Annotated in this window: 10 protein-coding genes; all 10 read left to right on the plus strand. The window is 49.2% G+C overall.

What is annotated here, in order from left to right; translation table 11 throughout:
* The first annotated feature begins 23 nt into the window (after nucleotides 1–23).
* The 10 genes from ACLIN2_RS13450 to asnS all read left to right on the plus strand — a co-directional run bounded on the left by ACLIN2_RS13450 (nucleotide 24) and on the right by asnS (nucleotide 12,752).
* Nucleotides 24–920, plus strand: coding sequence for a ComEC/Rec2 family competence protein (locus ACLIN2_RS13450; protein ID WP_411504254.1), 897 nt, complete (start codon nucleotides 24–26; stop codon nucleotides 918–920).
* A 16-nt stretch (nucleotides 921–936) separates the two neighbouring features.
* Nucleotides 937–1,560, plus strand: a complete 624-nt coding sequence (locus ACLIN2_RS13455; RefSeq protein WP_411504255.1) for a redox-sensing transcriptional repressor Rex — start codon at nucleotides 937–939, stop codon at nucleotides 1,558–1,560.
* A gap of 16 nt (nucleotides 1,561–1,576) precedes the next feature.
* On the plus strand, nucleotides 1,577–2,881 hold the full coding sequence (locus ACLIN2_RS13460; protein WP_411504256.1) for an amidohydrolase: 1,305 nt from the start codon (nucleotides 1,577–1,579) through the stop codon (nucleotides 2,879–2,881).
* A 376-nt stretch (nucleotides 2,882–3,257) separates the two neighbouring features.
* Complete coding sequence (locus ACLIN2_RS13465; RefSeq protein WP_411504257.1) at nucleotides 3,258–3,953, plus strand: hypothetical protein; 696 nt, start codon at nucleotides 3,258–3,260, stop codon at nucleotides 3,951–3,953.
* A gap of 29 nt (nucleotides 3,954–3,982) precedes the next feature.
* Nucleotides 3,983–4,465 (plus strand): DUF5590 domain-containing protein, encoded by a 483-nt coding sequence (locus ACLIN2_RS13470; protein ID WP_411504258.1) that lies wholly within the window; start codon nucleotides 3,983–3,985, stop codon nucleotides 4,463–4,465.
* A 581-nt stretch (nucleotides 4,466–5,046) separates the two neighbouring features.
* Nucleotides 5,047–6,345 carry a group II intron reverse transcriptase/maturase gene (gene ltrA / locus ACLIN2_RS13475; RefSeq protein WP_411501843.1) on the plus strand — a complete coding sequence of 433 codons (1,299 nt, stop codon included), beginning with the start codon at nucleotides 5,047–5,049 and terminating at the stop codon, nucleotides 6,343–6,345.
* 255 nt (nucleotides 6,346–6,600) lie between these two features.
* Complete coding sequence (locus tag ACLIN2_RS13480; protein ID WP_411504259.1) at nucleotides 6,601–7,128, plus strand: hypothetical protein; 528 nt, start codon at nucleotides 6,601–6,603, stop codon at nucleotides 7,126–7,128.
* Complete coding sequence (locus ACLIN2_RS13485; RefSeq protein ID WP_092272285.1) at nucleotides 7,121–8,638, plus strand: AAA family ATPase; 1,518 nt, start codon at nucleotides 7,121–7,123, stop codon at nucleotides 8,636–8,638. The genes ACLIN2_RS13480 and ACLIN2_RS13485 overlap by 8 nt, the downstream gene beginning before the upstream one ends.
* A gap of 216 nt (nucleotides 8,639–8,854) precedes the next feature.
* A complete protein-coding gene (locus ACLIN2_RS13490) occupies nucleotides 8,855–11,269 on the plus strand; it encodes a WIAG-tail domain (RefSeq protein ID WP_411504260.1) in 2,415 nt (804 codons plus the stop codon).
* A 193-nt stretch (nucleotides 11,270–11,462) separates the two neighbouring features.
* Entirely contained in the window at nucleotides 11,463–12,752 is a 1,290-nt protein-coding gene (gene asnS, locus ACLIN2_RS13495) for an asparagine--tRNA ligase (protein WP_122923031.1), read from the plus strand.
* Nucleotides 12,753–13,295 lie beyond the last annotated feature (543 nt).

Genomic DNA, 13,295 nt, shown 5'->3' on the forward strand with positions numbered 1-13,295 from the left:
CCAAGGATTTAGGTGATAAAATAGTGGGATGGAAAACAAAATGGCGCTGGTTGCTTCTGGGGTTTTGTGCGGCTTTTCTCTTCACGTACTCTTTTGAGAGTCCGTCACAGAGTGCGGTAAAGGTGGAGGATCCGTATGCCAGTGAGAACGAGCAAGACTTTTCAGGTCTTGTAATTACCTATTTTGACCTTCCGCATGGAGAAAGCACACTTGTCCGATTGCCAGGTGGCAAGACGATGCTGATCGATTCTGGAAGTGCAGAAGATTGGCCAGTTTTGTTTGAACGATTGTCCGAGCGCAAATTAACGCGACTTGATTACCTGGTCCTGACCAATGACCAGCCGGAGCATGTGGGTGGCTACGAGCAGCTCACTGGAAAAATTCTGGTTGAAAACGTGATTGTACCGAAGCTGATTGAGCAAAGTATCGTCAAAGCGCTCTCTGTGCGCTCTACCCTCAAACGGATGACAGTCACAGCTCCTGGCGAGTTCAAACTGAGCAGCGAGGTATCTATGCAGGTGCTGCTGCCACAGGAGCCGTTGTTTCTGTCTCCACAGAACAATTCGCTCGTCTTCCAGCTGAAGCATGGGAATCTGCGATTTTTGTTTACCAGTGGGATTAATGAGCAAGCGGAGGAGCGTTTGCTGCAGTGGCATCCAGACCTTTTGAAAGCAGAAGTGCTGAAGGTCGGGGACCAAGGCAGCAATCAAGGCTCTTCCCAGCCGTTCTTGACCAAGGTCGATCCACAGGTGGCGATCATCCAGACAGGAAAGAACAAAGACAGCATGAGAGACGGCCACTCCGAAGTGCTAGAGCGTCTGGGGGAGTCTTGGGCAGAGACGTATATCACCAGTCACGATGGGACGATCACGATTTTATCGAATGGAGTAGATTACCGGGTATTGAAGGCTAAGAAATGAAGAGGGGAGACCAAACGTGGCCAAACAAGAAAAGATTTCGGAAGCGGTTGTCCGCCGCCTGCCGATCTATCTGCGCTATTTGAGTTACTTGCAGCAAGTGGGCGTGGCAACTGTTTCCTCTCAACAGATGGGCAAGAATCTGGACGTCAATCCGGCGCAAATCCGAAAAGATCTCGCCACGTTCGGGGACTTTGGCAAAAAGGGAATTGGCTACGATGTAAATTACCTGGTAGAAAAAATACGTCAAATCCTCAAGCTGACGGATGAAATCCGGGTAGCCTTGGTTGGTGCCGGGCACTTGGGCCATGCGATCAGCAACTACAACGCTTATTTGAAGGATAACATGCGTATTGCGGCCATCTTTGATAGCGATCCGGAAAAGCTGGGAAAAAAAGTGGCTGGGTTGTCCATTCAGCCCTTGGAGGAGCTGGCACAGACCATCGCAGATCAACAGATCAAGCTGGCGATTATCACTGTGCCTGCACCGGCTGCGCAATCCGTATGTGATCAGTTGACTGAAGCGGGGATCAAAGGGATTTTGAACTTTGCGCCCACCACGATTCGCGCCCCGAAAGATGTGCGAATTCACTATGCTGATGTGACATCCAATATGCAAAGCTTAGCTTATTATCTAACGTAAAGAACGGAGTGTATCCATGAAAAAGACGATCCTCATTCACGCAACGGTTCTAACAGTCAACGAGACGAACGAAGTCATCCACGACGGTGCTGTCGCATTTGAAGGCGACACCATTACTTATGTGGGTCCTACACCAGAGGACCTGTCTGACGCAGGCTATGATGAAGTTATCGATCAAAAGGGCGATTATGTCCTTCCTGGCTTGATCAATACGCATGGGCACGCAGGAATGTCTCTGCTGCGCGGGTACGCGGATGATTTGCCGCTGCAGCAATGGCTGGAGGACAAGATGTGGCCGCTGGAAGCACAATTTACGGCGAATCACGTGAAATGGGGCACCCATCTTTCTCTGATCGAGATGATCCGTACGGGTACGACTACCTTCGTCGATATGTACGACCACATGGATGAAGTAGCAAAAGCAGTTGATACGGCTGGTATGCGCGCTCGTCTGTGCCGGGGGATGATCGGCCTATGCTCGGAGGAGGAGCGTCAAGCAAAGCTGCAAGAATCGGTTAAGTTTGCAAAGGAATGGCACAACCAGGCAGATGGACGCATCACAGTCATGATGGCACCGCATGCTCCGTATACATGCGATCCACAGTTCATTACACAAATCATTGAAAAAGCAGATGAGCTGTCCCTCCCGCTTCACATCCATATGTCCGAAACGGCTTGGGAAGTTGGACAAAACGAAAAGGATTACGGGCTTCGTCCGGTAGCTCATCTAGAAAAGCTCGGCATGTTTGCCCGTCCGACACTGGTTGCGCATGCAGTCCATCTGACGGATGAAGAGATTGACATTTTGGCAAAATACCAAGTGAAAGTTTCCCACAATGTCGTGAGCAATCTGAAGCTGGCGAGCGGAGTGGCTCCTGTACCAATAATGCTGGCAAAGGGCGTAAGCGTCTCGCTGGGTACAGACAGCTCTGCGAGCAACAACAACCTGAACCTGTTTGAAGAACTGAAGCTGGCTGCGATTTTGCATAAAGGTGTGAACAACGATCCTGTAGCGGTACCGGCAGAGGAAGCCCTTCGGATGGCGACTCGCTATGGGGCAGAGGGTGTATTCCAGGCAGATACGCTCGGCAGCATCGAAGTGGGCAAAAAAGCAGACCTCATCGTACTGGACAGCCATCAAGCTCATTTCCATCCGGCTCATGAACCTATTTCCCATGTGGTGTACGCGGCGAATGGACGCGATGTAAAGGATACGATTGTAGCAGGGAAGTATTTGATGCGTAATCATCAGTTGCTGACCTTGGATGAAGAACGGGCTATTTACGAAGCCAACCGTGTGTTTCAAGCATTGAAACGGTAAAAAGGCTCCTGTCAGGTGAGGACAGGAGTAAAGAGGGTTAGGTGTAGGTAGGGGAATTTGGTTTCAACAACTTGCCGTGTTCATTTTCGCCATAGCTCGCTCAAGAGATGATGGCGGAAATGCAGGGTGGGTGTATGAGACGAGTTACGCAGTGGTGAAGACAATGCTGCCCAGGAGACGCGGTATTCCTGCAACAAAAACCCTAGTACGTCAGGAGATGTAGTCTGCCCAGAACTCTTCACGCGCTCACCTCCTCGGGGTGTACATGTAGTATGACCGTCATGTTCCATGCTATGATTAGCAACTTTTCCGTCCGGTTCTAAAACCTTCCCGTATAGCATAGGCTTAGACAAAAACGGGACAGGGGGATGTGGACATGTATGTACGGCCCAGGCTGCTTTGGTGGCTCGTACCCATCTTTCTCAGTCTGTTTTTCGTGGGTATCGCTCTTGGCAAGCTCGGCAGCGAGAGCGACATGAAAGGCGGTCGAGTCATGGAGCAGGGAGCAGGGGCAGGCTATGATCCAGTAACACTGTCTATGCTTTTGGATCAATTGACCAAGGATGAAGAGCGATCCTTCATCGTTTATATGAAGGATCAAGCATTGAATGGGCGATACCAGCAGGAACAATTCGAGTTGAGTGGAGAAATTGGTGGTCATCAATTGGAGATTGCACGTAACGGTGAGCCACAGGTAAACGTACAAATAGATGGGCAGAAGCAGGATAGTGCCTCGCTTCCCTACGCATTGTACACACCGCACGAGCATGCGGCAGTGATCAAGAGCGTCATGCAATCGGTAGCACCTCAACCTATGCAAGATCCTAGCGGGCAAGGCTGGAAGGGATATCGACTGTCCTTGCCGCCAAGGGAAGTGACTTCTCTGTTATCCCTCTGGCTTGGGCCATCGTTTCCGGTCTCCGAGATGACGCCGGAGCTAACCAAAGGAATAGGCGTCACCTATCAGCTGTGGTACGAGCCTGCCACGGGTACTATCCAGCAAATGGATATCGAGATGCAAATCAAGACCGCTGCAGGGGAAAAACGGGATCAGCTGCGCTTCCGCCTGTAGGGTCATGGGGAAAAAGGAGTTATTGGACTGTGGCAGTGAGAATGATTGTGGTCGTGATCGCCGCTCTCGTAATTGTCGGGACGGGCTTCACGTACCATTTAGCCTCTTCCGTCGTAGGGGCACGAAGTAACTTTGATGAGCAAGTCATGCAATGGGTAGCAGACCGCACAACGATCACGCAGGTTGATTCGATTGATGAGTACAGAGGAAAGCAGAGCTATGCAGTCGTACTCGGGAAAAACAAAGTGGGAACACCAGTCGTAGCGTGGCTGACGGATAAAACTGCTGCGTTTGATCGGATGGATCGTGCTGTTCCGAGGAAAAACGTGGAAGCAGCCGTGCTGAAAAGCTTCCCTGAAGCGACCATCACGCATATCGTGCCTGGACTGGAAAACGAGAAGCGTTTTTGGGAAGTAACCTTGAAAGACAAGGATGGGCGTTTCCGCTATGTGCATTACGATTTGTTCAGTGGTGCCCTGCTTGCCTCTTACGTGTTGTCCCCTACGTTTTAAAACAGGAAAAGTACGTTTGAAGCGCAAAAGACCTTTTCTACGGGAAAAGGTCTTTTTGTTGTTCGCGCGCCCAGCAAGCCGTTAATTGCTAGTCGGTGAAAGTCCGACCGAGGTAAGAGCCAAGTCGCCTCGTAGCTGACAGGCAACTGGTGGAGAGATCCTAAGGTTGAAGCCCTGTGACAAAGTAACTCCGACAGGAGTGCGAGCAAATCAGCAGACCGTAACATAAAGTGAATCCTGCCGCTTCGTTAAAAGAGACCATCGGAAGATGGACAAGGGGGAGACGAGCCTTGGGATATTGGGCGAAGTCCATGGAAGGTGTGTAGCACTTGGAATGCAGCACCCAGGAACCTCCCGGAGTATGGGGAGCGGTATGTTGAGAAAGTAGCTAACGGAACTGGGGAGACCCTCCCCTGCACGCTCCGTTGGAGCGTAAAGCGGAATCCTATAACCGAAAGGGAAATGGAGGACGGCAGGAAGGGAGTCGGAGGGGTTCATAGTACCGATGAAGTAGAGACAACAAAACTCTATGGAGAGAAGGAGCCCTGCTTTGTTCAAGAGTTGAAAGGAGGTAAGAGTGAGTGAATGCAAGTAAACTTGCTAACTACACCGATGCAAAAGCTCGACAACTTTGGACAACTCTATATCTTTGTGCCAAGGAAAAGCCAAAACGGCGGTTTCATGCTCTGTACGACAAAGTATACAGACCAGACATTCTTGCAGAAGCTTGGCGTAGAGTACGAGCCAATAAAGGAAGTGGCGGAGTGGATGGTCAAACGATAGATAAGATTGTGCATGAGTATGGAGAGAGTAAATTCCTTAATGAAATTTATCTCGACCTAAAGAGAAATCAGTATCATCCAGCACCGGTACGGCGTACTTACATTCCGAAAGCGGATGGGAAACAAAGACCACTCGGAATCCCAACTATTCGAGACAGGGTTGTTCAGATGGCGACAAAGATGGTCATTGAGCCAGTCTTTGAAGCGGACTTTAAAGATTGCTCATACGGATTTCGCCCAAAACGTAACGCTCATCAAGCGATTGCACAAATCAGGAAAGCAAGTAAAAATGCTTACTGGGTGGTTGATGCAGACATCAAAGGGTACTTTGACAACATCAATCAGGAGAAGCTGATGAAGTTAGTTGAGCAGAGGATTTCTGACCGTAGGGTACTAAAGCTGATTCGGAACTGGCTACAAGCAGGCGTGATGGAAGATGTACAGTTTCATGACACCGAATTGGGTACTCCGCAAGGAGGAGTCATTTCCCCACTGTTAGCCAACATCTATCTCAACTACATGGATACGGTATGGGGAAAGCAATTTGCCCATTTGGGAAAACTGATTCGATATGCCGATGACTTCGTCATCATGTGCAAAACGAAAAAGGATGCCATGGAAAGTATTCAGGTCATTAAAGCTATTATGGACAAATTGGATCTTGCACTTAGTAAGGACAAGTCTCGACTGGTCAACATCTGGGATAATACTTCGGGCTTTGATTTCCTTGGTCTACATCACCGGAAATTTCCGGTCCTTAACAAGGGCGGATCGAAGGTGTTTGTCATGTCCCATATTCCGAGTAAGAAAGCTATGAAGGAAATGCGCCGGAAAATAAAAGTGTATACCGAACCTCGCAGCAAGTTGTATTGGTCGTTAACGGAGTTAGTACAGGGGCTAAATCGAAAACTTCAAGGCTTCAAGAACTACTACTCGCTATCGCCAATAGCTGCAAGATGGTTAAATCGGATTGACTGGTATGTTATTGAAAGGCTTACCCTTTTCGTTAACAAGAAAAGGAATGTGCGAAAGAAACACTCGTGGGAAGGAAAAGTCATTAAAGATACTCAAGGAATACTTGTGAAACTTGCCGGATAAGCAGTGCCGAATGCCAAAGAAAGAAGAACATCGGAAAGCCGTATGAGGGAAAACCTCACGTACGGTTTGATGAGGGGGAGCTGAAACAAGTAAGGCGACCTCAAGGTCGCCCGAAAGTTTCAGTTTTCTACTCTACAGAGGAGGCTGCAATGGCATCATAACCAGTAACTGTATAATAAAATGATATACTCATATGATATACTGGTTTCGTTGAAGAGAGAGAACAGAACGTATTGGCAAGGGGGAGAAGCTACAGTGCAAATGAAAAAGAGTACAATTGGACTGTCCTTGGTAGCGACACTTGCTCTCCTGTTCGGCGGATGGTTCTTGTATCAAAAGATCGAGATAGAGGAACCGATCCGTACCGAAATCGGACAGCTGCAATCGGCTTCATTAACGCATTTGGACGTGGGTAAAGATCAAATTCAGATAGATTTGAAGGTAACAAAGCCTGAATCGTTTCCCGAAGAATACCGCAAGCTGGTGGACGTGACATCGAAGCTGTCCGCCAACAAGAATGTGGTCATTTCCGTTGATAACCAGTCACAGGATTTGCGAGAGATCTGGACGAATGGTCAGTTTGTATTTACAGAAGCAATCGATTTGCATCAATACAGCCGGATTCCACAGCTCGTGGACCAATGGAAAAAAGACCATCAGTTAGATGATGCGTCTGCCTTGATGGATGACAACAACATTTATGTTTATCTAAAAAAGGGGACGGAGGATTTCTATACGATCGTTCCCCGAACCCTGGAAGATGAGGTGACGGCTCGTGGGTAAAGAAGCCTTGATCGGTATCATCCCCGGAGTCTTGATCTTTCTGTTGTTTCTAGGCGTAAATATTACTCCTTTTGTACTGTTCGCATTGGTACTCGGGGGTCTTTTTTTCCTCTTGATTCGTCAGCAGGGCGGTCAGGGAGGCAACTTTGCGCTCGGAGGAAAGAAAAAGCAAAGCAAACATGTCATTCCCAAAACGGATATACAGTTCGCTGATATCGGAGGACAGGAGCGAGCAAAGAAGGAGCTGAAAGAAGCCCTGGATTTTCTCGTGTACAAAGACAAGATCGAGCAGTACGGCATCCGTCCCATTAAAGGTGTCCTGCTGACAGGACCTCCGGGAACAGGGAAGACGCTTATGGCCAAAGCGGCGGCGAACTACACCAACTCTGCCTTCGTGGCAGCCTCCGGATCCCAGTTTGTGGAGATGTACGTGGGTGTTGGTGCTCAGCGTGTTCGCGATATGTTTAAAGAAGTAAAAGCCATGGCGGAGAAAAATGGTCAGGACAGTGCGATCATTTTCATCGATGAGATTGACGTCATCGGGGGAAAACGCGACGGCCAGCAGCAAAAAGAGTACGACCAGACGTTGAACCAACTGCTCACGGAAATGGATGGCGTCGCAACTAGCGACAAGCCGCGTGTACTCGTCATGGCAGCAACCAACCGCAAAGACATGCTGGATTCTGCCTTACTGCGTCCAGGCCGCTTTGACCGCCACATCAATGTCGATTTGCCAGATAAGCCAGCTCGTGAACAAATTTTGACGATTCATACGGCTAACAAGCCGCTGGGTTCCGATGTAGCGCTGGAAAAGGTAGCGCAGGAGACATTTGGTTTCTCCGGTGCTCAGCTGGAGAGTGTTGCGAATGAAGCGGCGATCTATGCGATGCGAGACAGCAGCTCGAAAATTGAAGCGCGTCACTTTGCCTATGCAGTAGACAAGGTCATGCTTGGTGAAAAGGTTGACCGTGAAGCCTCCGCTGAGGAAAAAAGACGCGTGGCTCTCCATGAGCTTGGACATGCGATCGTCAGTGAAATGGTACGTCCGGGCTCCGTTTCACAGGTAACCCTAAGCCCTCGTGGACAAGCATTGGGCTATGTCCGTCAAAATCCACTGGAGGATCGTTACCTGTATACGAAAGAGGCCATGGAAAAACAGATCATGGTCAGCCTCGGCGGTGCGGTAGCGGAAGAAATTTATTATGGTGGACGCAGTACGGGCTCGAAGAACGACTTTGAGCAAGCGTTAGGTATGGCGCAGGAGATTGTTCAGAGTGGGATGTCGCGTCTGGGGATCATCCATCCGCAGTTTATCGATAAGACGCGGATTCACGATGAAGTCGAGTACCTGCTGGACAACCTTCTGAAGCAGACGCACGATATGCTTGGAAAATGCGATGCTGTCTTTAAAAACGGATTGCAGACGTTGCTGGATGCAGAGGTTCTACAGGGCGATGAGTTCCGTAAGCTGCTCGAACAAAACCAAACAAAAGAAGAAGTACTCGTGTAAAACACAAGGAAGCTACGTCTTTTTTAAAGCCTGCTTGCCAAAGGTTAATCCTTTTGGCTGGCAGGTTTTTTTGTGTCTGTGAGACAGATGAGATACCGCGCGAATGAACACTATCAGCCATATCAAGGATAATTTTTCCTACCGTGTACCAAACGCCTATTTCCATGAATATCCTACATAAGATACGGGAAAGACATCAGGAGGCAAGGAGACTCTATGGCAAATGTAAATCGGCGAAAGCTAAATAAAAATCTGGGGAAAACGATGCGGCAAAACTCCCTGGAAAACGAAATTCCGCTCTTGCAAACCAATAAAGATACGGATTGGCTCCAGGAGCTCGAGACAGAATTGCTGGAGGTAGATCTTACCTCAGGCTTCCCAAATCAGACAAACATCGAGCCAAGCGCGCCAAAGACACCACCTTTTCAAAAGATACCGAAACAAGGTATTTCTTCTAATCAAACAACTTTTACCCGTGTGATTAAGGATCGCAATGATGACCGGGTGAGATCATTTGTCTATACAGATGACCTGACTGATCAATCCGTCACGAATGAAAAAATCGCAAACCGCGCCATTGATGCTAGCAAAATTAAGCCTGGAACCTTGGAAACGGCGCTGCTCAAGGATTATGCCGTAGACAGCAGCAAGCTTGCCGACCAAAGTGTGACCTCGAATAAAATCGCACCCCACGCGGTCCAAAGTGAACACATCGCAAAAGGAATCATCAACAGTGACATGATTTGTGATCGCTCCATCTCCGGTCAAAAGCTTCTGAACAACAGCATCACTTCTGATAAGCTGGCGGATAAAGTCATTGACTCGATGAAATTTGCAGAGGGAGCGATTCAAAGCAAGCATATCCAGGAGCAGTCGATCACGACTGAGCTGGTTCAGGATCAGGCGATTACCGGAGACAAAATCAAGACAGGCGGTGTACAGACCAGGCATTTGGCCAATTACGTCATTAATTCCGTGAAGCTCGAGGATGGCGCGGTTACGACCGACAAGCTCCGCGATGCGTCGGTTACGGCCAACAAGATCGATGAGGATGCAGTCGAGTCCCAGCACATACGTGAAGGGGCCATTTTTCATCATCATCTGGCAGAGCATGCAATCGATAGCGACAACCTGGCACCCGGATCTGTGACGGATGTCCATATTGGCTTTCAATCGATTTTCAGTCAGCATCTCCATTCAGAGGCGGTCACCAGTGACAAAATCGGCACGTTTGCTGTATTGACTGAGCATCTGGATCATTCGAGTGTGACCTCGGAGAAAGTCGCGAAGGAATCGATTGGCAGTGTTCATCTAAAAGCGGGCAGCATTCAGACCACCCACTTGCAAGACAATGTCGTGACCACGAAAAAAATAGCCGACGACCAAGTGACGACTTCCAAGGTGGCGGATCGTGCCATCACCGGCGATAAGCTGGCAACTCGCAGTATATGGGGTCATCATTTGCTGGAAGACAGTGTGGACGCCAAGCATCTGGCTGACGGAGCCGTCATTCCAGAAAAAATTGCCAAAAAGTCCATTGAAGAACAGCACTTGACCGACCGCCTTATCGGCAGCAACCATCTTCGGGAGTATGCGGTTCAAACCCATCATCTCGCGGATCATGTCATCACGACATCCAAGCTTGCCCCGGAATCCGTTTCTACCGATAAAATTACGGAATTAAGTGTAAACACGGGCAAACTGGCAGATTCAGCGGTCACAGCGCAAAAGATGGCGAGCGAGGCCGTGAAAACACGGCACCTGAGCAAAGCGTCCGTGACAGGGGAGAAGCTTGCTGAAAAGGCAATTACCAGCGTACACCTGGCTAGTTTGTCCGTTCAAAATGAACATCTCGTACCGAAATCCATCACGAAGGAAAAGCTGCAGGAAGGCAGTGTCACGCGAGAGAAGCTGGTTGATCGCGTGGTGGACGGCAACAAGCTGGAATACAAATCGGTAACAGGAGAGCACGTCGTTTTAGAAAGCTTGACCGGCAAACATCTGGCTGAAGGAAGTGTCACAGGCGAGAAGCTGGCTCAAAAAGTCGTCGAGACAAAGCATTTGAATGACCGAGTCGTCACAGAGGAGAAGCTTGCGGATGGCAGTGTGACAGGAGCGAAGCTGGCACCTGGATCGATTCAGGAGACGCATCTGGAGGATCGATCGGTTACGGCGGATAAGCTCGCTTTCCAGACTGTGCACACCAACAGGCGTCTTGGTACAACGCTGCAGCAGTTTGGGTTTGCCCCTTTTCGGATGGAGGCCAATCAGGCAAGCGTGGACGTCAAAGTGTCACTGATGGAGCACTACGCGAATACGAACTACTGTATCGTCGGAATGACAAATCAGGCGGGTCTGGCAGCAGCACTTAAAAAGCAAAACAGGTCGACAGCGATCATTACCGTATTCCGACAGTCCGCAAATGAAGAGACGAGCGGTGTTCTGCAATGGATTGCGATCGGCGAAAAAGGAAGCAGAGTGGACGAAGAAGACGACTTGCTCGAATCGACGGAAGAAGCAGACGAGTTGCAAGCGCTGGCGGATGAGGAACCGATAGCAGCATTGGAAGAGGATCTTGAGAGTTTGGAAGACTTTGCAGAATTATCACAGGATCAAGAAGAAGAATCATAAAAATAGGAACCTTTCTGCAAATGGCAGGAAGGTTTTTTTATCCTGGTCTCAATCAATGAGTTTGTTTTCATAATATAATTATGGTAAACTTTATAGGCAGTCTTTCATTGAATTTGCCTAATCCCAATAGTATAATTGCTAGGTATACCCGTTAGTTATTTGTCTGTGACGGTAAATGGAGGGAAATGATTCGATGTTGACGACGATTGCTCGAATTGGGCAGCATGTTGGACAAGAAGTACGTTTGGGTTGCTGGCTGTATAACAAGCGTGGCAGCGGGAAGATCCAATTCCTGCAATTGCGTGATGGCTCCGGCTTTATTCAAGGGGTTGTTGTGAAAGCAGAAGTAGCTGAAGATGTCTGGGAACAAGCAACGAAACTGACGCAAGAAAGCTCATTATACATAACAGGTGTTGTTCGCGCAGATGATCGCGCACCCAGCGGATACGAATTGAACGTGACGGGTGTAGAAATCATCCAGCTCGCGGAAAACTATCCGATTTCCCTGAAAGAACACGGTGTAGACTTCCTGATGGATCATCGCCATCTGTGGCTGCGTACGCCACGTCAGCGTGCAGTGATGGCGGTTCGCTCCGAAGTCATTCGTGCGATGTATGAATTCTTCCAGGAAAATGGGTTCTACAAAGTCGATCCTCCGATTTTGACCCCAACCTCTGCGGAAGGAACGACAAACCTGTTCCATACGAAGTATTTTGACGAGGACGCGTACCTGTCTCAATCCGGTCAGCTGTATATGGAAGCAGCTGCGATGGCATTGGGCCGCGTGTACTCGTTTGGTCCGACTTTCCGTGCAGAGAAGTCGAAAACTCGTCGTCACCTGATCGAGTTCTGGATGATCGAGCCGGAGATGGCTTTCGTTGACCAGGAAGAAAACCTGCGTATCCAGGAAGCATTTGTATCCCACGTGGTACAATCCGTCCTGAAAAATTGCCAAATGGAATTGAAAACCTTGGAGCGCGATACCAGCAAGCTGGAAAACGTGAAGGGCGACTTCCCGCGTATCAGCTACGATGATGCGATCAAGCTGCTCCAAGAAAAAGGCAGCGACATCAAATGGGGCGATGATTTTGGCGCTCCAGATGAAACGACCATTGCGGAGCATTTCGACAAGCCTGTCTTTATCACGAACTATCCGACCGAGATCAAGGCTTTCTATATGAAGCCAGATCCAAACCGTCCAGAAGTCGTGCTGTGTGCGGACATGATCGCTCCAGAAGGCTATGGCGAAATCATCGGCGGCAGCCAACGTATCGACGATCCAGAGCTTCTGGAAAAGCGCTTTGCCGAGCACGAGCTCTCTGAGGACGCTTATCGCTGGTACTTGGATCTGCGCAAATACGGTACCGTGCCTCACTCCGGGTTTGGTCTGGGGCTGGAGCGTACCATTGCATGGATCTGCGGATTGGATCACGTTCGTGAAACGATTCCATTCCCTCGTATGCTGTATCGTCTCTACCCGTAATTTTTATTGCTCGCTTGTATATACACCCTGTTGCTGGAGGGCAGCAGGGTGTTCCTATTGGTGCGCCCAGCATGGGCGATAGCTCTAGGGTGTAAGTCCCGAACGGGGGTTGGCTGTACCAACCGTTAGCCCAAGGCAAGGGTGTCCACCGCGAGGTGGAATCTGAAGGAAGCCGGCGGCAAAGTCCCGACCTGAGGTACACGAACCCAATTTGAGGCTGTTGTATTCGGGTGAGTCTGCCAAACAAGACGAAGCCCCATACAGCCAAGGAATACAGCAGTAAACTTGGGCAGGTACATGGGATGAAAGTTATCGCTCTTACCTGGGGAGGTCTGCATGAAGTGCCTTCAAATGTTGGTAACCGTCTTCGTAAGGAGACGCTGAACATGCAGAAGTCAGCAGAAGCCATAGTACCCAAGTAAAGGACGCTTGAACGGGGAAGGGCTGAACATTAAGTCAACACATCCGCTAATCACTTTCGTGATAATACTGTGAAGCAGAATTCTGTAAGGAACTACTCTTGGAGAAAATGGGTGAAGCCCT

It is taken from the genome of Brevibacillus centrosporus (assembly GCF_046622605.1).
Lineage (GTDB): Bacteria > Bacillota > Bacilli > Brevibacillales > Brevibacillaceae > Brevibacillus > Brevibacillus centrosporus.